Genomic DNA, 21703 nt, shown 5'->3' on the forward strand with positions numbered 1-21703 from the left:
AAAAGATTTCGGCTCTGCTATTTAATTGTATAGCTATATAATATTTTCCTGTTTTTCTCTGGCTGAAAACTTGCTCCCGTATCCTGGCTTGATGATGTAAAATCTGTTGTGTTTTCCAATAAATTACCTATTGAGAACCCGTAACATCCCTTGCTGGATTCTGTTGAAATCACCAATAGATATTTCTTACCTTTCGAAAGATTAATGTTTGGATGCATTTCTATAGTTTTTGCTGACCAGCCTATTGAATCCTGCGGAATAGCTATTCTTTTCAATAAATTATTCTTTGCCGAAACACTTGTCATTATTTCAAAAAAATCAAGCAGGAGGTCTGCATCCGGATAGCCACTTTTGAGGGTATTAAGTTTGAATGAATACAAATTTCCGGATTTGCCGGCAGTAAATATCTGGCTACGTTGTCTGTTTCTATTTAAATCGCAACTGGCTGAATATGCCTCAGGTGAGGCATTTGTCCCTTTTTTAACGGAAAACGTTGCCAGACAATTCATTGGATTGATGGAACCGTCATCTGCAAAACTGAGTGGAGCCCAGTAGTAATTCGCCTGCGCCTCGTTTTTAGCCGCATTGTTCCATAAATCGCTACCGTAAAGATATATTGTTTCGGAATTTATCTTCATTGTTGAGACAAAAGAAGGTTGCCCACCGCAGGAATTGTCACTTATCTTTTTTCCAGCCGACCAAGGGCCAAAAGGAGATTTGGCTGTTTTGTAGGATGTACCTGTACCAGAGCAATATCCACAATTAGGATCCGAATAGGTTATATAGTAAATGTCATTTCTTTTGAACAATGCAGGGGCTTCAGTTTTACCTTCGGTAACCGGGCTAGATACTTTTCCATTGCCGGACAAATAATCCTCGGTGAGCTGTTCTACAATTATGCTGCCTTTTGTCCGCCAATCCGTAAGTGCAAGGTATCCGGTTCCATCATCGTCAATAAAAAGATCGTGATCTCCATTATTTAACCCCGCCGCCGGCATTTTACTATTCACTGCAATTTTTGGTTCGTCAGCCTCTATGAATGGTCCAATTGGTGATTTACTTGTAAAAACCCGATAACCACTAACATTATCGTAAACATTTATCCAGAGCACATAATTTTTATTCTTTTTATTATAGATGACGTGCGGGCGAAAGCATCCATAGGTTTTACCATCACATCTGGATTGCCAAAGTGGATTCTTTGCATCAAATAGAAACCCTTCGTCTTTCCAATTGACCATATCTTTAGAAGAGTATGTTTTAAAACCACAAAATGGTGCGGTTTTTTTATTCCATTCAAAACCACAATCGTAGCTGGTTCCATAAAGGTAATATGTTCCATTAAATAGGGCGATCTCTCCATCATGAGCATCAACAGCATTCCCTAAAATGTCAAATCTTGTAAGTTGCTTGCCAGTGGCGGAAAAGTTGGTCACTTGTGCTTTAGAAATAATACTAAAGCATAAAATAAGGAAGAACAGCGGACAGAATTTCATCATATTTATTTGGTTATGCATTTTATTGATTAAAATTTTAAGGAGCAGTAAAACGTTTAACCAAAATTAACTTGTTAATTAAAACTCTCTTTATATTATTTGACAATATTTTTGTATTTTATGACCTGTAGAATGTCAGTCCCATAGAACTTTTAGCGAACTGACTGTATTCAACTTCTACTCTTGCGCGAATCTGGAAAGCGTTGAACATCGAAGTAGTGTAACCGTAACGAGGTATAATAAACTGTTGTCAGCTTATCTAGTTTTGTATAGTGGTGGGCAATAGGCGCTGATATTAATAACATATCCGCTAGCCTAGAAGGTGGCAATTCACTTACATTTGAAAATCAGTTCAGTTACCCAAGAGGTTAATTTTTCTAAACTGGGTTGGATTCAAGCCGACTTTTTCCTTGAATATCTTCGAGAAATAAAAGCTTGATTGGAAGTTCAACTCGAAGGAAACACTTTTTATTGGTATGCTTTCATTTCTCAGCAGTTCTTTCGCTTTCTCTATTTTAAGTTGAATATAATATTGCCCCGGGGAGAGGCCTGTATGTTTTTTAAACAGCTTTCTGAACCAGGAATAACCCACATTGAGCTCTTCTGCTGCTTGCTCTGGCGAGTAAGCATTACAGATATTAGACCTAAAAAGCAGTCTTGATTTATTTATAATAAATTCTTCTTCTTTGGTTAATCCAATACGCTGCTTTGTGACTGCGCAACATATTCCAATGAGATGAAACGCAGCACCGGAAACCAAAGGCTGATAACCAGGTCTCTCATCCCGGATATTGTCAATAATGGAATCATATAAATCCAGTACCGCTTCATTGAAACCGATATAGATACAGGGCGATTTTGGGTTGAGATAGCCAGCAATAACTAATTCATCAATTATTTTTCCGTTGAGTCCAATCCAATGTTCATTCCAGCCAGTATCTACATCAGGCCTGTAACGATGCCTTTCATTGGGGAATAAAAAAATGACAGAACCAGCTGCAACATTCACCTGATTACAACTGTCAGATTCGAAAATACCTTGACCATTGGTTATATATATCACCTGGTATTCCTGCAGGATGCGCCACCTATCCCATTTGAACTGATGGTGCCCAGGATGATTCTTGAAAGGATAATCAGTTGAAGCCTGGATGCAAGTACGCCCTGCATTTAAAACAGTCAGACCCCAACCTTCATCTTCCTGGCTAATTGGAAGATATTTAAAAAAATTTATCATCTGACAAGTATTGTTTAAAAAGCCTAGATGCCCACCTTGCTTAAATATGCCCCACTCCTCCGCCTTTATTGAAGAATAGAACAACTAAATCCGCATATACTAAACTAAATTGCTACCTGATACAAATGAACACAAAAACATTTAAAAAATCACGCCAAATCAAATTCTACAGGTTTAGTATCAAAATCAACATTTATAAAAGTAGCCCGTTGGATAACTTTGGAACCGAAACTTTTATAATTGTCTACATAACTATTAATAAGCATGATATTAAATTCGACTCTAAGAATTGGATTGTTTGGGGTGGGGCTTGATACCTACTGGTCACAATTTCCAGGTTTAAAGGATAGGTTAACCGGGCATTTGGAATTAGTTGAGGAAAAGCTTCATCTCCTTGATACAGCGGTTATTAATCTTGGCCTAATAGACAATGCTGACAAGGCATTTAAAGCAGGAGATAAATTCAGGTCAGAAAATATTGATATTTTATTTCTATATGTCTCCACCTATGCACTTTCTGCCACCGTTCTGCCTGTAGTCAAAAAAGCAAATGTGCCTGTAATTGTACTTAACCTCTCTCCTGGTGCCAGTATCGATTACAAAATTTTCAATGCAATGGAAGACCGGACCAAGATGACCGGCGAATGGTTAGCCCATTGTTCTTCTTGTTCAGTACCGGAGATCGCCAACGTATTCAAAAGATGCAAAATTCCATTTTTTCAAATCACAGGTATGCTGCAGGATGATGATCACGTAGATGTTCAAATCCGGGAGTGGCTTGAAGCTGCAAGCACAGCTAAAGTCATGTATTATAATCGGCTGGGCATAATGGGAAATTACTACGGGGGCATGATGGACATCTACACGGATATCACTCTTCTTACAGCAACCTTTGGAGGATATATTGAGGTGCTGGAAATTGATGAGCTTTCTACATTAAGAAAATCAGTTAGCACCGAAGAAAGGCAGTTGAAAATAGCGGAAATCAATACTGTATTTGAAGTACAGGCAGACTGCGATAATGAAGAATTAAATCGGGCAGCTATCACTGCGGTAGCATTGGATAAACTGATTGCAAAATACGAGCTGGGTTCGCTGGCTTATTATTATAAGGGGACTGGCAATTCAGATAATGAGAGTACAGCCAGCTCGGTTATTCTTGGAAACTCTATTCTGACAGGAAAAAACGTTCCGGTTGCTGGAGAGTTTGAATTAAAAAATATTCATGCGATGAAGATTCTGGACAGTTTTAATTCAGGGGGCTCTTTTACAGAATATTACGCCATGGACTTCAAAGATGATGTGGTATTGATGGGACATGACGGACCATGCCATCCGGCGATAGCGGAGGGTAAAATAAAGGTAAAACCGCTACATGTCTACCACGGAAAGGTGGGCAATGGTTTATCTGTTGAAATGTCTGTTGCTCAGGGACCAGTTACCCTGTTATCTGTTGTGGAAAACGCTAGCGGTGGAATGTTCTTGTTAGTCGCCGAAGGCGAGTCGGTGACAGGTGAAATTCTTGAAATCGGGAACACCAATTCAAGGTACCGTTTTCCGATTGGTGCACGGAATTTTGTCGAAAGCTGGAACAGTTATGGGCCGGCACACCACTGCGCAGTTGGTAAAGGGAAACTGGCTTCAAGGCTGAAAAAACTGGGATCGATTTTAAATATAGAAGTGGTACAAATTCTCTAATTTTATTTTATCAAAAAGATTAAACCTAACATGAGCTGTGGCCGATGGATGGCAGAATTTGAATAGACTCTGCCCCATGATTAACAATAGACCACCACACCTCATCAACTCCATACCACAGGAAATGATATTTAAATAAATTTATAATTCTGCTGCGATTATAAATTTGATGGATCAGAGTCACCTTGACTTGCTTATCCATTAGTTCAACAACCACCTATAGAAAGTCCCGCTACAGTTTACCCATTCCTCGAAATTAGGTTGAGTTATAAGGGCAATTGCTCGATAATTAGGAAATTGGCGAGGGGCATCAAATAAGTTGCAATGCCAATATTATACTTATTATTACCACTTACTAACTATACGCGCGACATTCAGAGTAGCTTGAGGATTCTCTAAAACATCAATCTGACCGAATGAAAGCATTGTATGAGGTGCTTATCCTGGATCTGTACTGTGCGCTGTGCCTGACTGCTCTGAACGAAGCAAATCTCAAAGAATAAGACAGGTATCCAAATAATTTTGTTGTAAAAGCTGCAATCATTTGCCAGCAATTCAGTTGTTCCGTTAGCCTCCTAATCTTCTGGTCAATTTCGCCAAAATTTACAGGCTTGGCAGACGACCTTTTTTTTCAAACCTTATGTGTATCAAGCTAACAAAGAATCTAAAGGATTACGATTAGGCTGGCATCTATTTAAGTTTTCGGCTACAAGAAAACAGTTTTCGGCTACAGAAGTAAAGAAGCGAAACCTGAGCTTTGGTTCATAAAATTATATCAAAATGAAAGTATTTGTTACAGGCGCTACAGGTTTCGTAGGAACTGCCGTAGTACAGGAATTACTAAACAATGGACACCAGGTTTTGGGATTGGCTCGCTCAGAAGAATCAGTAAATAAATTGATTGAAGCCGGCGCAGCAGCACACCGCGGAGATTTAACTGATTTCGAGAGTTTGAAATCCGGGGTTAGCCATTCAGATGCAGTCATTCATTTAGGATTTGTCCACGATTTTACAAGATTTGAGGAAATGTGTAAACTTGACGGACAAGTGATTGAAGCCATTGGAAAAGCTTTGGAAGGAACAGAAAAACCCTTTCTTATCACTTCAGGAACTGCCCTTTTTTCAAAACAAGGTGTGACTGTAGAAACAGACCGCTCAGTAAATCCGCATCCGAGAATTGCAACTGAAAACGCAGCTGATTCTCTTGCTGCAAAAGGAGTGAAAGTTGCGGTAATAAGATTGTCGCCATCGGTCCATGGCAAAGGTGATGTCATTGGTTTTGTTCCGACTTTAATAAGAATTGCAAAAGAAAAAGGAATTTCTGCAATTATCCATAAAGGTCATAATTTTTGGCCTGCCGTTCACAAATTAGATGCTGCAAAATTATATCGGTTGGCTTTAGAAAAGCCTTTTGAAAGCGGAACAAGGTATCACGCAGTTGGAGAACAGGGGATTCAGTTAAAAGATATATCAACGGAGATTGCGGAAAAATTGGGCCTTCCTGTGGTTTCCCTGACAGAGCAGGAAGCAGCAGAACATTTCGGCTGGTTTACACATTTTGTCCAACTCAATAATCTAACTTCAAGCGAACAAACAAAAGCTGCCTTGGGCTGGAAACCACAACATCCTACCTTGATGGAAGATTTGAAAAGCGGCGTTTATTTCTCTAAGTTACAATAATGTGTACCTTTATCATCATTTAACTTGCTAAATATTAAACCGATGTCCGATGTTCCGATAAGAATAAAAACCATATCCGAATTCCATAGCTTGCGTGGTTTACCGAAGCCAAAACATCCACTTATCAGTGTGCTTAATTTTGAAGATATGGCAAAAAATCCAGTGATTGGTCAGCAGCGTTTGATGTTTGATTTTTACATGATTTCTGTCAAGCGGGACATGAATCATAAATACAGATACGGGCAACAGGATTATGATTTTGATGAAGGCGTCCTGTTTTGTATGGCGCCTCATCAACTTCTGACGATTATGAGGGAAGAAAATGCTAAAAATCCTACAGGCTGGTCACTTTTGATACATCCGGATTTTCTCTGGAATACGCCGATGGCAACTGCAATCAAAAAGTATGAATTTTTTGATTATTCTGTCAACGAAGCACTATTTTTATCCCAAGACGAAGAAACAATAATCCAGCAAATCACTGATAACATCAGGCAGGAGTATCAGACCAATATTGATAAATTCAGTCAGAATATTATTATTTCCCAGTTGGAAACGCTATTGAATTACGCTGAAAGATTTTACCAGCGGCAGTTTCTAACCCGTCACAAAGCGCATCATCTATTTCTGGAAAAACTGGAAATTCTGTTTAAAAATTATTTTGAAAGCCGCAACCTTAAAGAACAAGGTTTGCCGAATGTTCAGCTTCTATCAGAGCAGTTCAATATGTCTCAATACTACATGCGCAGCCTTTTGAAAAATTTAACCGGACAGACCACCCAGCAATACATTCACGAAAAGCTAATAGAGAAAGCCAAAGAAAAACTCTCAACCACCGAACTTTCAGTGAGCGAAATTGCTTATGCTTTGGGGTTTGAACACTCTCAATCCTTTAGTAAATTATTTAAAGCCAAAACTGATATTTCGCCTTTGGAATTCAGAAAGTCCCTGATCTAAATATAAACAACCAAAGCACTTAAGAACCATCGCCTGCGAACAGCCAGGCGGAATACTAACGGGGTGAGCCAAAAACAAAGCGCCTCTCGTTTAAACATCAATTTGCATTGTCTAAACAGCCAGCCTCGTATTTAATTCATCCACACCCAAATCTCCGTCCAAAAAAAAGAGACAATGAAACAATTGAGTTTGCTAGCTGAACGATTTAAACGGGCACTTTGACCATGCCCGGCCTGGGGAAAAGTAGTCTGGAAAAGTTAGAATGCCAATCATGAATAGGAAATGGCCGAAACCAGCTTTCTTTATATTGCTGATACCTTTTTCAATTTTTTTTTATCATTTTATTAGCACTACAACCAAATTCTTTGCGTATAATTTCTGCTCCCCCGCTTAGGGCGCTTAACTTAGCTCTGGCAAGCTCTCGGGATAAAGGAGCCATACCACAGTTTGTGCTCGGGTAGAGATTTTCAATATCTACAAACTCGAGGGCGTTGCGCAGCGTATTAGCAACCTCTTGAGGGGTTTCGACATTGTTATTCGCCACATCAATTGCACCAACCATCACTTTTTTGCCCCGAACCAGTTCCATTAAATCTAAAGGTACATTCGAATTGTGGCATTCTATGGATACTATGTCAATTTTAGATTTTTGAATTCTCGGAAAGACTTCTTCGTATTGACGCCATTCTGACCCCAATGTTTTTTTCCAGTCATTATTAGCCTGTATTCCATAACCATAGCAGATATGTACCGCAGTCTGGCAGTGTAAGCCTTCTATGGCCCTTTCCAGCGCAGCTATTCCCCAATCCTTTACTTCATCGAAAAATACGTTGTATGCAGGCTCATCAAACTGGATGATTTCTACTCCTGCATCCTGCAATTCCTTTGCCTCTTGATTAAGTGCTTTGGCGAATTCCCATGCTAATTTTTCACGACTCTTGTAATGACTATCGAACAAAGTATCGACCATGGTCAAAGGTCCCGGAAGTGCCCATTTAATTGGTTTATTAGTCTGGCTACGTAAAAACTTTGCATCCTCCACAAAAACTGATTTTTTACGGGCAACATTCCCCACAACCCTGGGAACGCTCGCATCATAACGGTCACGGATGCGCACCGTTTTACGGTTCTCAAAATCCACACCGCTAAGATGCTCGATAAAAGTGGTGACAAAATGCTGACGTGTCTGCTCACCATCACATACGATATCCAATCCGCCCAGGTCCTGTTCCTGCAGAGTAATGCGCAGGGCATCCTGTTTCCCTTCAAGCAACTGAAGGTCTTCCAGTTTCCATGGTGACCATAGTTTTTCTGGTGCTGCAAGCCAGGCAGGCTTGGGTAAACTCCCAACAATTGAGGTGGGCAATACTAATTTATTGGTCATACGATAATTTTAATGTGTGCGATCAATTAAAGTTTAAAATTAGCAGACCATTGCTCAAGAACATTCTGATAAGGTTTGATGAAATGCTGTTCCGCATATTTACCCTGTTCAACAGCTAACCGGCTGCGCTCCAGGCGGTCATATTCCACTCGGGTCAGTGAATAATCTTCGTTTTTAAGACTAGGCTTGAAGATTTTGCCGGCAGCCGAATTTGCATTGTAAATTTCTGGTCGGTAAATTTTCTGGAAAGTCTCCATCGTACTGATTGAGCTGATTAGCCCAAAGTCCGTATAATCGCAAAGTAAATCCCCGGAGTGATAAAAAGCCATCGGGGCCACCGCGTTCGGAGGCATGAAATAACGAACTTTTAAACCCATTTTAGAGAAATATTCATCGGTAAGAGAATACTGATCCTGCAGGTATTCAAAACCCAAAACAGCATTATGATATTCCGTGCGGGTGTAGGATTTATTGCCCGATACACTTAAACAAATAATGGGAGAAGTTTTAAAGTGATCTTTATAAGTTTGGGAATTGACAAAACACTTGTAAAGTTTATCGTGTAGGTCTCCAAAATTTTCAGGGACAGTAAAAATAGGTTTATCTTTGTTGTGTTCGGTTAATAAAACACTAAAATCGTAATCGCGCACATAAGAAGAAAAGTTATTGCCAGCAACACCTTCAATTTGCTGACCAGTTTTACGGTCAAAAATATTCGTTTTCAAAACCTCCATCATTGGCAGATCATTTAGGCCCTTTCGATCATCAATGCGCATTGTTATGGTGAGGATTTCGAGTTGTACATGGTAACGATCGCCTTTCGGGTTGTTTACATGGGCCAGGGAATTGAATCGATTGTTAATCATATTCAGAGCATTATGTAAGTTCTGCCATCGGTTTGTTCCTCTGGCCAGGTTTGCAAAGTTGGTTGTAAGACGGGTCTGATCGGAGGGGTAATAGTTTTCGTCTAGACATGTTCGCTTTAGCGAGAAAACAAAATCATTACCCTGGGTATCCTGTAAATTTTCCATTTATTCCTAGTTTTTTGTTTTTATATCATTTGATAGTATCAGTTCCTTTTATCATCCTTACTTAAACCATTGCTTTTCACCGAGGGAAACTCGGAGAGCAAAGCAATAGCGTACGCTGTCCACCTAAGCGCTATGGACAAAGAATTTGGTAGCCTGCTTTTAACCTTTTAACTCATGAATAATCATTAAAATTTCCTGATTATTCAGAGCAAGAAAAGGTATATGGACCAGAAGTACACACGCAGGCTCACGAAAACCTCTGAGGGCTTGCACCTTTAAGCGATGCACTCTAACCAATAACCTGTTTACGCGGACGTATTGTCAGTTAGGCAAAGGCAGGTATTCTGACTTGAAACGGACTTCACCTGCCCTCTCGTCTGCGTAATGAGCATAATCGGTAAAATCCTTTAGCTTTAATTACAGTTGCGAAACAACCCGTGATTTGCACACGACTCGCTATTCATTTACCGCAAAATAAAACCTTTCGCAATCGCCGAAAAAAGCAAAGAACTAATAGTTTAAAACCCTACACAAAGATACATAAACAGTATTTACAGGAAGGAAAAATTATTAGTTTAACAAAAATCACTATAAATTGCCAAATTATTGACTTTTTTCACTTTTTATTTGTATTTTTATAAACCTAAAAAGTAATTTATACTATGGAAGCCTTAGATGAGATAGACCTGAAATTATTAAAAGCACTTAGTACTGACTCCAGTCAAACCATTAAAGTACTCGCTGGTATGGTAAATTTGACGGCATCACCAGTTGTGCAACGCATAAAACGCCTGGAAAACAGTGGTTATATCAAGAGATATATCGCGCTGCTTGACCCCGGAATGTTCAACCAGGGTTTTACCGTGTTTTGCAACATCAGACTCAAGCAGCATGACAGAAAAGTGGGCCACAGCTTTGTGGAGGATATTCTCAAGATCGAGGAGGTTGTAGAATGTTATAATATTTCTGGGGATTATGATTTTTTTCTGAAAGTGTTCGCCCGCGACATGAAGCATTACCAGGATTTTGTATTTAATAAGTTAGGATCGGTTGAAAGTATAGGCAGTACACATAGCACATTCGTGATGGCCGAGATCAAGAATAACCACAACATCAGTTTTTAGTATTCTCAGAAGTCAGGAATGATGGAAACCTGCTTCTCTTCACCAAATCTTTAAGTACATTAATAACTGCTGTGACATGTTGCTGGCGCTTACTCTTTCATCTTAATAAATATTATTCCATATTTAAATACTTATACTAGAATATATCAATATTTAAGTAATCAGAAGGACCGGCTTGATTGACCAGCCCGAAGAACTAAAGAGATATTTTTCAGCATATCGTTTATAGGACTATTGTAGTGTTCTCCTGAAAGAAACCTACAGGCCATAAGCTTCCTTAATCGTTTTTCGACCCCAGCGAGTTCACCCTACATTATTGCCCCCTAATCTTTCAATTAATATAGATTCAAGTTTTTGAACAAAAAAAAAGGATACGCCAGTCGGTATACAGGCGTTTCAATGCCTTTATTGGCATACCTAAATCTAGTATCTCTAAACTTCTTATCACACATTATTTTGGTGTCGTCCAGAACAGTTCAGGATTATTAGTTTTAAAATGAATAAACTTCACGCCCGTTTTTGGATTGCTTGATTCTCTTTTTTGCGGCCCTTGGACAATACCATCCAATGGCAAAAGCTCTACATAGGACACTTCTTTTCCCCTGGTCCAGGTTTCGGTATCATACTGGCTAATCACGGGCGTTTCAAGTCGGTATAGATTCTTGGCCATGTAGGTCTGCAGGTAATATTCCTTTGATTGTAGCGCAGTACGGTTCCAGTTCGCGTCCGCGTTTAAAACCAGCGGCTGCCCCTTTATCAATCGTTCCCTTACTTCCTTTATACCTAGCAAGGTGCCTTTCTCATCCATAACATACGAATCAAAAGTGGGATCAATCCAGATCCATTTGCTAAGGTCCTTACTGTATACCATATTAATCACATGGCAATCATCAAAGTTCGTTTCCCTTGGCATGCAGGTGATGTATCTGGAAGTGATGCCTAAGGCAAGGTAACACTCGTTGAGTACCGTGGCGAGCATGCGGCAGTTAACTCCACGATTTTGCTCCCTGCATACCTTAACCAGTTCAATTGCATTTTTAAGGGTCGGGTTGTCGCTGCTCCCATCATGCCTAATGAGATTATGCACCCAATGCATCAGATTGAAAATTTTAGAAAGCTCATTTCCTTTACCTGCAACCGAATCCAATTTGAGATTCAATCTGATGCGCACCAGGTTAGGGTTATCCATAGATTGATAGGTGAACACCGGGACTTCACGTCTATCAGAAAGATTATATTTTCCAGCTTTTTGAAGTGTATCCAGGTAGGCAACTGGTCTCCTGCTTGGCGCCTCTACATCATATTTCACCTGTGTTCTTGCTGTATCAGTTCTGTTGACCAGTATAATAAAATCATATTCACCAACCTTCGGATCAACATTGAATGATATAGATTCCTGATCGGTGTAGAAAGTTACTTTTTTCGCTGAAGTGGTGTATACATCTAATTTTTCTTTAGGCATGACTGTCCAGGCGTTCTTTCTGATGGGATAGTTATCATCTTTAATATCAACAGCTGTTGAAGTTGCCTTGATAACTTTAAGCTTCTTTTGGGCGAATGAAGTTGTTAGTGTAAAAAAGAGCAAGCATAGAATAACGTGTTTCATTTTCAATTGGTTTAAGGTTCAGGTTTAATGCAAAGACGCTCGAACGCTTTGCAACGTTGCACGAAAACAAAAAAAAATTGCAAGGTTAACGCCCCCTTCCTGGTGTAAAGACCTGCAATCAGTGTATATCGTAAGTAGCTTTTTTAATACTTATCTAACATATAATCCTTGAAAAAAAATGCCATAAGTGAGGTGCTGGAAAAACCAAAACCTTTTGATCCCATCACACCGGAAATGAATTTTGAATGAAATTATTAAATGTGTTGCGATTATAGATCTAAAGGAACAGAGACAACTAGATTAATTTTTCAAGCCGTTGTGCGGGAGTATTTGTTTTGCTATTGAAATTCACCTCGAGGTATAAGAACTGCATCGCAAAAAAACTTATTTACATCCGCCATCCAGTCATTAGGCAACAACGATGTAGCCAGATTTGGCAATTCGACACTTTAAAAGAGTGTTCCTGATCATTCCGTTTAGGTATTGAATGTTGCAAAGGAAGAAAATATGCTGTGATTAGTTCATTTTGGTGGGATTGAGGATTGCGATTTTTGTACTGGCGCAATACATTGGACCCCTTCCAGCTTTCGCTATAGCGTGAAATTTTTTCAGTAGCAACTGAAAATTTTTCAGAAAAAATGAAAATATTTCATGTTAGAATCTGAACGGTGCAGGTTAAGATGCTTTGGCACAACACTTGATTAATTATGAGCATAACCTTCGGTACGAAGGTTTAAAAGAAAATTAATTGATTAATAGTCCATTTATTATTAAACCATTAAAAGGAGAAAAAACTATGACATTGGTTAAATTTAATCCAGAAAAAAAGAACAGTGCATTATTACCAGGATTCAATGACATGTTCGAATCGGTTTTAGGAGACACATTTTTCAGTGACCGCCGTATCAGCAACGTTCCCGCAGCCAACATTTCGGAATCGGATGCAGCCTATCATATCGAGCTGGCCGCTCCGGGGCTAAAAAAAGAGGATTTTACGGTATCTGTGGAAAGGAACACGCTGAAGATTTCAAGTGAGCAGAAAAGTGAAAACAATATGGAGGGTAGAAACTATAACCGTAAGGAATTTGGTTATTCTTCCTTTACCAGGTTATTCACCCTTCCTGAGAGCTCAGATGTTGAAAAGATACAGGCTGTCTACACAGATGGCGTCCTGAATCTAAATATCCCAAAAAAAGAAGAGGCAAAGGCCGCTTCCAGACATATCGAGATACAATAACAAAAGGAGTCGCTTGAAGCGGCTCCTTTTGTTATTAGGACTCTTTTACCAGAAGAGGTGTGGTTATAGATAATCATTTCCTCATCGATGTCAGTCTACGGGTGCCCCGATGGTAAAGAAATCACCTATGGCAGGTTTGCATTGGCAATGATAAAAATCTGGCTAGAGATATCTTTTCATAATTTATTGGGCAATTTTGATATGGTACAGCGACCGGCCTATAAATTTGAATTTATAGAAGAGGTTAAGGGTCTACCTATCCCTTGCGTACTGAACCATTGTTCTATGGAGGAATTAAAGGAGAATGTTGCTATAATATCAAGAAAACTTTCTCGCATCGCTCACCTTGAAAATAAAGATATTGAGCCTTTGAAATAGTGGATTGGGATATAGTGTCTGTTGGGAATTTAAGTGACGTTTTGCCGTACTAAAGTGAATAACCTAATAGTTCATATTTCTATTGTTTACATATTTTAGCGTCTGCTCTATCCAATCATCCGAAACGTTACCCAGAAATACATCTGGTTCAATACCTATACTTTCAAATACTAAATCCTTTGCCCTCCCCCTCATGTCAGTCGGGTAAAAGATAAAACGACCACTTGGCAGAGTAACGGTGTTTCCATAATTACTTCCATAAGTTATCGTTCCACGGGTTGTCTCACCAAGTGTCATTAACTTTTTTTTGCTTCTAAGGTCAATAAGGAACTGTTCCGCATTACTGACTGTATTGCTGTTTTGTAATAGAAAGATCGTGCCGCGGTATTTTTTCAATAGCGTCAAAAATTGTTTAGAAGTTCTGTATCCACCACCCAGATTGTTTCTCAAATCGACGACTAGGTATGGAGTCGTAATTTCCGTTCGTATGCTATCATAAAAAGCTTTTGCTATCCTGAAGTTATCATTGCTAGCACTAAAACTACTTAGTCTTAAATAGCTTATTTCTGGCTTAATTTTCCTGTACTCGAATTTCCGCTGTCCTAATAGTAACGGATTTGTAAGCTTATGATTTACTTTATAGAAATTTAAGTTGCCTAACTTGCCATTTTTAATTCTGAAATTCCTGTTTAGGACATATGGAACTGGTAAACCTATGAATAGTATAGCATCATAGCTTCCAAATGCAGTACGATTTATAATCGCTTCTATTATCCCTGTTTTAAAATTCTGGAGATAATAAAAATTAGTTTTAAACTGAAGTAAAGCATGTTTACTTCCATCAATTCTTAGATAGATCCCCTCAATACTATTGTCAGAAATAAGGCTAAATTTAGCCGTAGTCTCGGTTGTATCTAATGCAATTACGCGGGGTTTAAATTCGGTAGTGGGATCGGGTTTTCTCCAAAAACCCAAGTGATTATCATTGATCGGGTGAATCAAAAGCAGCAATTTCTGATAAACTTCGAACTCATCCGAAGAGCTCAAATCTTTCCTAATCTCTTGATAAAGGCTTTGGTAAGATTTTTTACCCTTAAGCTGAGCTTTATATGAAGGAAGGTGCTGAATTTGACGATATAAAAAGTCAAGGTCTGCAATATTTTTACTTTCCTGCCCCAGTAGTTTTGAAGTGGTAAATAGGGCTAATACCAACATGTATAGCATACCTCTCCTAGCTACATGAGCTAGGCGATTATCATTTAAATAAAAAGTCATCCTTTATGAGTTAAGAAGCTAGTAACGAAACTATAAAACAGACTTGTGAAGAGGTAAATTATTATCCCAAATGCCTAAAAATTTATACTAACTCTACACCTCCATATTTCTATAAGTTAAATTTACAAATTGCTATTCTGCTTTAACCTTTCAACGAGCATTATCATTGCTTCGATGGATTTATTAATCAATGATGGAAAGGGGAAAACAAAATTTTATTAAAATCATGGACTAATTTGAGTTGCAGACAAAGAAACTAAAATACTAGGCTTATCATTTAAAATATAAGAAAGCTATTCTAGACAAAATCTTAACTTAGAAAATGTGAAAATTAGCAAAAGTAAAGAGTTAAGCAGTCAAGCCTATTCAACTAAAATCTTCTTTAAGAAAAAAGAAAAAAATTACTATCTTCTGTGAATTACTAGGATTAAACCCCTATCCTTTCGATGACCATTTATCAACTAACCACGACATCATCTATTTATCGCCTTGAATTTTTCATGCTGCTGCATCTTAAATAAAATAACTACCGATAGTATTCCAAGAATCGTGAACAACAAATCTATAAAGAGGATATCGAATTTACCGTCATTGAAAGTCGACCAGAACCAATTGTTACGCACTAGGCCATCTGCAAAAGGCAATGAAAAGCATAGTATTGCCGATAAAATCAGCGTGTGTTGGTTAATTTTGCTAATACTTCTCCAGGCAATAAGATAAATCGATAATACTAGCCAAGAATAGAAATAAAGATGGAAGATATCAGATTGATTGGGTTTATCAATGAACAATAGACTAAGCATGGTAAAAGCGGTAACCGGAAGCATACTCAGGCAAGCAGCAAGAAAAATATTGGCGGCCCAAAAATTAAAAACACGTTTATGTTTAGGCACATTGACTTTATCTCTGGCAACAAGCCAGATCAATATTCCAGAGATAATTACCATACACCCCATAAGACCCAGCACAAAAAAAATGACTCTCAATGGTTTCCCTCCGAAATCTCCAAAGTGTAGATGATAAAGCGTGCTCTTAACCTTATCGACATAAGTTGATTGTTTTAAAGGCGATATTTCGCTTAAAATCTGATCATCTTTTACTCTATAAACAATTTTACCTGTGCCGGCAAAATTTCTTTTGGCAAGAGGTTTAGCACTAAAGATGATATGCATATTTTCATCCCCATAATTTTTAATTGCAATTCCTGTTATCCTGCTATGGTCCCATTTATTTTCAAGCTGACGAACTAAGGTATTTAAAGCAACCTTTTTTTGCAATGGTTGGTAAGTATAAGAATATTTGGTAGTGTCGCTATATTCTAAATCCTGATACAAGGCGGCACTATCGCCATTGTATAAATATTTGGTATAAGGGGTAATTAAAAATGTATTTGCAATCAAAACAACACCAGTTATGGCGAACACAAGCTGAAAAGGGAAACCTATGACCCCGATAGCCGTATGTAGATCCGTCCACAGTGTTTTCCATTTAGACCACGGCCTGAAAGTAAAAAAATTTGAAATAATTTTATTCCAGTGTAGCATTAGACCAGTAATTAACGCAAATAGGAATATAAAAGAAATTATTCCGGCCAATAAATAGCCAAATGGAGCACCCAGACGGATTGGTACAGCATTAAGTTGAGCCAGGAAATGTAATCTATATAAAAACTCGCCCATATCATAAGATTCAGCATAATCACCAGATTTTTGTCTGGCAAAATCGTAATTAAAATACATCGAATCATCATCTCCACCCCTGCCCCTTCCACGCCGCTTCTTAACAGCGCCTTCGGAGGTTGGTTTAACTTTCTTTTTCAAAGTCGTATCTGCGGATGCGGTGACGGAAACATAGACCCCGATATCATTTCGCTGAATAAAAAAATCGAAGTCTCTTCCTTTGAGGTTGTTTTTTTGACCAAGTGAATCGATGATCTTATCAAAATCTCTGTTAAGTGTTTTACGGCTTTTTACATAAGATGTATTTTTCTGCCAGGCACTGATTTCTTCCTTAAAGAAAGAGAATGATCCAGCGAAAAATATAACGTACAAGAGCGCACATATTATAATTCCACTTATCGTGTGGGTATGGAAATATATATTGTATTTTCTGTTATCCATTTAGTTATAAAAAAGTAAATCCGACTGAAAAAATTAAAGTGAGAATTATATAAACTGTCAGAATTTTCCAGACATTTTTTGCTAAAAATGCCAGCAGCAACAGTATTGCCCAAATGATGTAACCAGTAATGAAAGAGGTGACCACAACATCTCTTTGTGGGAGCATTTTGCAGATAAGCAAATGAAAGTAAAACATGACAGCATAGCCGCCAACGGTTCCAACCAGAATTTTTGCCAGGCTGAGCCAAGGCGATTTGGTGAGGTATTTTTTATTTGCAGGCATATCACTTAAATAATTATTTCTAATAACAGCACTGAAAAATAAATCCCGGCAACAGTTTTCAATGAAACGTAACTAAAAGGTTGAAGTAAAACCACGAGGCTTCCTGCTGTCATCATGGCTACAATTATAGCCACAAGCCCACTCAACCATCCAAACGAGAATACAAATAATATAGTCGCAAGACTCAACAACACAAAGGCTAAACCCCTGAATGCATTTGCATTGGAACGAATCTTTGCCATATAGAGGGGCGGATTTCGATGCTTGAATTGTTTTGAAGTCAGATAAAAGGACTCGAAGGCGGCGAGCAGGATTAGAAATGCAGTGGTTATCATAAAATTATTCTGAATAGTATTTTCAATTAAAAACGATAACAGTAGAATCCAGAACCGTATATTGATTTGGATGCTATACTGTTATCGCTTTAGATGTAACGCTGATTATTTCAAATATTGGATTGCCGTAATTAAACCGCCTTCAACCTTCAAACCTCGAGTGGCCACTGAGGTAAGGGCATCAACTTTATAAACGTAAGTCGAACCATCCAACAGGTTTACGCCAATGTATCCTGTTTTGCCATCCAAGGGGCTATAGTTAGTAGTGGTAATACTTGAGATGGTTGCGGGGTCTGCAAAGCCTGTTACCGGAGTTACAGTTTTGGCTACAACATCAACAACAGCTAAGCGTTTTCCCACAACATATGCACCTTTTGTTGCAACGGGCTCCATGTTTGCGATGAATTTGCCCGAACCGATATTTAACCAATTCGTGATAACATATCCTTTGGAAACCTCTTCAAAATTGAAAAAATAAGTTTGGTCAAATTCTGTAGTTCCTGATTTAATGCGGGTAATCGCAGAAGGCCTGGTAGAGGTTAACTTACCTTCTGCAGATGTAAGACCATCCATAGCTACTGATGATGAAAATGCATAACAATCACCATTTTCCACAACACCTAAACCATCTGTAAAGTATCTCCCGATAAAGCTGGTTCTGGTATCTTTAATCGTTTTCTCATATTTCATATCAGGATAAGAAAATACCGCAATTCCTGCTTCGTTTGGATACCTTGTAAAGAAATTGGCGTAAATACCAAAGTAAGGTGCGAACACTTTATTGCCAACTTGTTTTATCCAGCTAAAGTGAGCAATCTCACCGTTACCACTGGGAATAATTGCATCGGTAGTACCTTTAGCCACTTCTGCATTGGTTTCTGCACTTACACGGTACCACTCGTAAACAGTCGGCGTACCATCTGCAGCAAGTCTTCTTGGCACTTTCACCATTAAAATATCGTCATTAACCGGAGCAAAAGCTTGTACTGTCGCTGAAGTAAAGTCATTCAATTTCTTCAACTTACCGTCTGCAACGCCGTAAACTGTTACTGCGCCAGGGCTACCCTGTCCATACAACATACTAAAAAACTTGTTTTTCGCTGTTACGTAGTACCGGTATAGTCCGTCCTGCTCAACACCATTTCCCACAATAGAAACTGCGCCGTTTTCTAAGCTGCTTGCAGTTACAAGATAATCTGCTTTACTGGCAATCGCGGTCGGGCTAACGGCAATGATGTAATTCCCGGGGTTTTCGGGAATGACTTCCCTATCATATTTTTTTTGGCAAGAACTTAATACACCTACAAAAGCTAAGGCTAATAGTGTTCTGGTAATTGTTGTTTTCATATTATTTTTTTTTAAAAGATTTATGATTATGTATTTATTTTCGTGATTTATTAATAAAGTATCTGAGATTTAGATAAAAGCTGCGACCAGGTTTTTGCAAAGCAAAATTGTCAAAGACAGGTTTATCTGCAATATTTCTTACCTCAAAAGAGACATTGTACCTTCCATTTTTGAATGAATAGACGAAATTTGCATCATGGGAAACCTGGGCTGGGATGCCATATTTTGACTCTGTATCGGGCGAGCCGAAACTAGGCCAGTCCAACCAGAAATCATGTACATATAAAAGGTTATAGCCTATCGTTAAGTTATTTCCTTTCACAAATACATCTTTAAATGTTCCTGAAATATCAGCGTTACCAAAAAAGAAAGGAATGTTTGGCATTTGATCCAAGTAGGTTAAACTTTCTATTGTGTAGTACCTTTTGGCATTTGGATCGTAATCGTATTGCTGTAAATTAATCAGTTTTTGATAAGTAACTGTCGCTCCCGCAGTTAACCAGTTTTTAAATGAATATCTAATTTCACCATCAAGCCCCGTAGTCCTTACACCATCCCGGTTATCCGAAATTGTAAAATCTCTTTGGGAACTTGTACCTCCAACAAACCGGCTGAAGATAAAATCTGCAGAATACCTGTAAATCGCATTTGCGGTAATTGAAAACCGGTTAACCTCATTTAGCTTAAAACCATAAACAATCCCCAAGTTTAAGTTGTCACTCTTCTCCGGCTTTAACAGAGGGTTTGCAGCTTCATTTTCAAGGTTACCGAAAATTTCATTTGCTTCCGGCATTCTATTGGTTAATTCATAAGAACCCCGCAGCTGTAAATCCCGCATTATATAATAGGATAGAGCCATTCCATAACCCAACTTCTTATCGTTATTTGACCTATTTATGCTTCCTATAACACTTTTTAAGGTGATGTATTTACCAAAAACATTCAGATTCCATTGATTCTGCATGGCATATGAATAGCCGAAACCCAAGACATTTTTATGCATCGTTTTAGCTGGGTCCAAAACATTTCTATCCGGGAATAAAAGATTATCTGTTCTCCTGTTGAATGTAGAATACACGTTATTAATAGCAAATGACTGATGCTCAGAAATTTGATAATTCACCATCCCTGTAGCCAAACCATTATTATTTCTGTACTCGCTATATTGCCCCCCATCGCCACGCTCTCCCATACTCACCTTTGGATCTCGTATGCCATCCCAGTCATAATCTGCTCTTGCGGTATCAATGGTGTTTTCGTAGCCAAAGTTATAATTAGCATTAATGGTTACGTCCAACCCCTTTAGGAGGTTAACTTTTTTATATTTCAAAGAAGGCATAACGATATTACCCCGTCTGTGTACCTGACCGTAAACAGCTTCAGGTCTCGCAGCGGTTTGGATCTCTTTATAGTTTTTTCCCAAAGTCATCCCGATTAAAAAGTTATCTGCCCATGATTTCCCAACAACACCCGCGTTTGCGATTAAGGTTTCATTATGGTAGTTATCATGAAATCTTTTTACAGATGCAGCTCTTAATTCCGGTTGCATATCATTCTGCAACAACAGTCTCAAATCTGTACGATAATTATTATCTGAATAGTTTTGAAAAGCATTAATTTGAAATGTGAGACCACTCTTAGTGGTGACAGCTGTGTTAATTACACTGCGATGAGTATTAAAAGATCCGTAAGAATAAGATGCATCCAAATAATTCCGCTGACTGTTATTGGTCACAATATTTATCGCGCCTCCCAAAGCATCAGAACCCAACCAAATAGGTACAACACCTTTGTAAACCTCTACACGTTCAGCCAGATTTATCGGAATATTATTAATCTGAAAAGAGGAGCCGAAATTATCCATAGGTACACCATCGATAAAATAGCGAATGTGGCGACCGGAAAAGCCATTGAGCGAAACATTAAAATTTGAGCCAACCCCACCAGATTCCCTTACACGTATACCTGCAACTTTATCCAATGCACCAGAAATGTCGAGAGTTGTGTTGTAGAGCTTTTTTGCATCAATCGCAGTGACATTGAATGCCTGCCGGTTAACTTCCTGCGCTTTGGTACGGCCAAGGACATTAACCGTTTCCATGTGCGCCGCATCCTCAGATATGGACAGATTAATTTTAGTTTCTATTCCAGCTATTAAATAAAAATCCTTCTTTATGGGTTTATATCCAATCGCACTAATACTGATATGGTAATTTCCTTGTGGTATTCTTGCCAATCTAAAATAGCCATTGGTGTCCGTTACTGTTGCGAAATTAGATTTCAGGATTCTTACAGTAGCACCTGAAAGTGCTTCACCTGCAGAGGTTTTTAGATAGCCCGAAACCGATGAGGTAAGATTCTGGGCGTATGTGAAAATTACAAAGGCACATAGCATGCCCGTTAGCAAAATTTTCTTAAATTGCATGACTTTTAACTGAGATTAAAGGTGAGCCGGCTTGTCCGGTTTAGCCACATGGGTGCGAACCATGTGGCATTTTTTATTATAGTACAAACA

General features: G+C 38.6%; 16 protein-coding genes and 1 riboswitch. Of the genes, 6 read left to right on the forward strand and 10 right to left on the reverse strand.

The window, feature by feature from the left end; translation table 11 throughout:
• Nucleotides 1-17: 17 nt before the first annotated feature.
• Nucleotides 18-1499 carry a family 43 glycosylhydrolase gene (locus LUA90_RS00140; protein ID WP_231489718.1) on the reverse strand — a complete coding sequence of 494 codons (1482 nt, stop codon included), beginning with the start codon at nucleotides 1497-1499 and terminating at the stop codon, nucleotides 18-20.
• Nucleotides 1500-1848: 349 nt separating this feature from the next.
• Nucleotides 1849-2733 (reverse strand): AraC family transcriptional regulator, encoded by an 885-nt coding sequence (locus tag LUA90_RS00145; protein WP_231460316.1) that lies wholly within the window; start codon nucleotides 2731-2733, stop codon nucleotides 1849-1851.
• A 264-nt stretch (nucleotides 2734-2997) separates the two neighbouring features.
• On the opposite strand from LUA90_RS00145, the gene LUA90_RS00150 reads away from it, so the two are divergent.
• The 3 genes from LUA90_RS00150 to LUA90_RS00160 all read left to right on the forward strand — a co-directional run bounded on the left by LUA90_RS00150 (nucleotide 2998) and on the right by LUA90_RS00160 (nucleotide 7068).
• On the forward strand, nucleotides 2998-4431 hold the full coding sequence (locus tag LUA90_RS00150) for an arabinose isomerase (RefSeq protein ID WP_231460315.1): 1434 nt from the start codon (nucleotides 2998-3000) through the stop codon (nucleotides 4429-4431).
• A 780-nt stretch (nucleotides 4432-5211) separates the two neighbouring features.
• Complete coding sequence (locus tag LUA90_RS00155) at nucleotides 5212-6111, forward strand: SDR family oxidoreductase (RefSeq protein ID WP_231489719.1); 900 nt, start codon at nucleotides 5212-5214, stop codon at nucleotides 6109-6111.
• 42 nt (nucleotides 6112-6153) lie between these two features.
• Nucleotides 6154-7068: an AraC family transcriptional regulator gene (locus LUA90_RS00160; RefSeq protein WP_231489720.1), complete on the forward strand. Its 915-nt coding sequence runs from the start codon at nucleotides 6154-6156 to the stop codon at nucleotides 7066-7068.
• A gap of 322 nt (nucleotides 7069-7390) precedes the next feature.
• Here LUA90_RS00160 and LUA90_RS00165 read toward each other — a convergent pair whose 3' ends face one another.
• The gene (locus LUA90_RS00165; RefSeq protein ID WP_231489721.1) at nucleotides 7391-8452 is read right to left on the reverse strand and encodes a methionine synthase; all 1062 of its coding nucleotides are present in this window, start codon (nucleotides 8450-8452) and stop codon (nucleotides 7391-7393) included.
• A 26-nt stretch (nucleotides 8453-8478) separates the two neighbouring features.
• Entirely contained in the window at nucleotides 8479-9483 is a 1005-nt protein-coding gene (locus LUA90_RS00170) for a putative oxygenase MesX (RefSeq protein WP_231489722.1), read from the reverse strand.
• Between the two features lie 316 nt (nucleotides 9484-9799).
• A riboswitch (cobalamin riboswitch) is annotated at nucleotides 9800-9983 on the reverse strand.
• Nucleotides 9984-10145: 162 nt separating this feature from the next.
• On the opposite strand from LUA90_RS00170, the gene LUA90_RS00175 reads away from it, so the two are divergent.
• Nucleotides 10146-10607 carry an Lrp/AsnC family transcriptional regulator gene (locus LUA90_RS00175; RefSeq protein ID WP_231460310.1) on the forward strand — a complete coding sequence of 154 codons (462 nt, stop codon included), beginning with the start codon at nucleotides 10146-10148 and terminating at the stop codon, nucleotides 10605-10607.
• A gap of 451 nt (nucleotides 10608-11058) precedes the next feature.
• On the opposite strand, the gene LUA90_RS00180 is transcribed toward LUA90_RS00175, so the two are convergent.
• On the reverse strand, nucleotides 11059-12213 hold the full coding sequence (locus LUA90_RS00180) for a transglutaminase domain-containing protein (RefSeq protein WP_231489723.1): 1155 nt from the start codon (nucleotides 12211-12213) through the stop codon (nucleotides 11059-11061).
• 748 nt (nucleotides 12214-12961) lie between these two features.
• On the opposite strand from LUA90_RS00180, the gene LUA90_RS00185 reads away from it, so the two are divergent.
• Complete coding sequence (locus LUA90_RS00185; RefSeq protein ID WP_370635284.1) at nucleotides 12962-13450, forward strand: Hsp20/alpha crystallin family protein; 489 nt, start codon at nucleotides 12962-12964, stop codon at nucleotides 13448-13450.
• 87 nt (nucleotides 13451-13537) lie between these two features.
• Nucleotides 13538-13828 carry a hypothetical protein gene (locus tag LUA90_RS00190; RefSeq protein ID WP_231460307.1) on the forward strand — a complete coding sequence of 97 codons (291 nt, stop codon included), beginning with the start codon at nucleotides 13538-13540 and terminating at the stop codon, nucleotides 13826-13828.
• Nucleotides 13829-13891: 63 nt separating this feature from the next.
• Here LUA90_RS00190 and LUA90_RS00195 read toward each other — a convergent pair whose 3' ends face one another.
• The 5 genes from LUA90_RS00195 to LUA90_RS00215 all read right to left on the reverse strand — a co-directional run bounded on the left by LUA90_RS00195 (nucleotide 13892) and on the right by LUA90_RS00215 (nucleotide 21613).
• Nucleotides 13892-15103 (reverse strand): S41 family peptidase, encoded by a 1212-nt coding sequence (locus LUA90_RS00195; RefSeq protein ID WP_231460306.1) that lies wholly within the window; start codon nucleotides 15101-15103, stop codon nucleotides 13892-13894.
• 473 nt (nucleotides 15104-15576) lie between these two features.
• A complete protein-coding gene (locus LUA90_RS00200) occupies nucleotides 15577-17223 on the reverse strand; it encodes a PepSY domain-containing protein (RefSeq protein WP_231460305.1) in 1647 nt (548 codons plus the stop codon).
• A gap of 4 nt (nucleotides 17224-17227) precedes the next feature.
• The gene (locus LUA90_RS00205) at nucleotides 17228-17506 is read right to left on the reverse strand and encodes a hypothetical protein (RefSeq protein ID WP_231460304.1); all 279 of its coding nucleotides are present in this window, start codon (nucleotides 17504-17506) and stop codon (nucleotides 17228-17230) included.
• A gap of 440 nt (nucleotides 17507-17946) precedes the next feature.
• Nucleotides 17947-19188: a DUF4374 domain-containing protein gene (locus tag LUA90_RS00210; RefSeq protein WP_231489724.1), complete on the reverse strand. Its 1242-nt coding sequence runs from the start codon at nucleotides 19186-19188 to the stop codon at nucleotides 17947-17949.
• Between the two features lie 34 nt (nucleotides 19189-19222).
• A complete protein-coding gene (locus LUA90_RS00215; RefSeq protein ID WP_231489725.1) occupies nucleotides 19223-21613 on the reverse strand; it encodes a TonB-dependent receptor in 2391 nt (796 codons plus the stop codon).
• Nucleotides 21614-21703: the final 90 nt, after the last annotated feature.

The sequence above is a fragment of the Pedobacter sp. Leaf170 genome (genome assembly GCF_920984665.1).
In the GTDB taxonomy this organism is placed as follows: Bacteria; Bacteroidota; Bacteroidia; order Sphingobacteriales; family Sphingobacteriaceae; genus Pedobacter.

Coding starts and splice junctions, on each gene's coding strand:
- LUA90_RS00140 (WP_231489718.1), bottom strand. CDS start 1,499: ATGATGAAATTCTGTCCGCTGTTCTTCCTTATTTTATGCTTTAGTATT.
- LUA90_RS00145 (WP_231460316.1), bottom strand. CDS start 2,733: ATGATAAATTTTTTTAAATATCTTCCAATTAGCCAGGAAGATGAAGGT.
- LUA90_RS00150 (WP_231460315.1), top strand. CDS start 2,998: ATGATATTAAATTCGACTCTAAGAATTGGATTGTTTGGGGTGGGGCTT.
- LUA90_RS00155 (WP_231489719.1), top strand. CDS start 5,212: ATGAAAGTATTTGTTACAGGCGCTACAGGTTTCGTAGGAACTGCCGTA.
- LUA90_RS00160 (WP_231489720.1), top strand. CDS start 6,154: ATGTCCGATGTTCCGATAAGAATAAAAACCATATCCGAATTCCATAGC.
- LUA90_RS00165 (WP_231489721.1), bottom strand. CDS start 8,452: ATGACCAATAAATTAGTATTGCCCACCTCAATTGTTGGGAGTTTACCC.
- LUA90_RS00170 (WP_231489722.1), bottom strand. CDS start 9,483: ATGGAAAATTTACAGGATACCCAGGGTAATGATTTTGTTTTCTCGCTA.
- LUA90_RS00175 (WP_231460310.1), top strand. CDS start 10,146: ATGGAAGCCTTAGATGAGATAGACCTGAAATTATTAAAAGCACTTAGT.
- LUA90_RS00180 (WP_231489723.1), bottom strand. CDS start 12,213: ATGAAACACGTTATTCTATGCTTGCTCTTTTTTACACTAACAACTTCA.
- LUA90_RS00190 (WP_231460307.1), top strand. CDS start 13,538: ATGTCAGTCTACGGGTGCCCCGATGGTAAAGAAATCACCTATGGCAGG.
- LUA90_RS00195 (WP_231460306.1), bottom strand. CDS start 15,103: ATGACTTTTTATTTAAATGATAATCGCCTAGCTCATGTAGCTAGGAGA.
- LUA90_RS00200 (WP_231460305.1), bottom strand. CDS start 17,223: ATGGATAACAGAAAATACAATATATATTTCCATACCCACACGATAAGT.
- LUA90_RS00205 (WP_231460304.1), bottom strand. CDS start 17,506: ATGCCTGCAAATAAAAAATACCTCACCAAATCGCCTTGGCTCAGCCTG.
- LUA90_RS00210 (WP_231489724.1), bottom strand. CDS start 19,188: ATGAAAACAACAATTACCAGAACACTATTAGCCTTAGCTTTTGTAGGT.
- LUA90_RS00215 (WP_231489725.1), bottom strand. CDS start 21,613: ATGCAATTTAAGAAAATTTTGCTAACGGGCATGCTATGTGCCTTTGTA.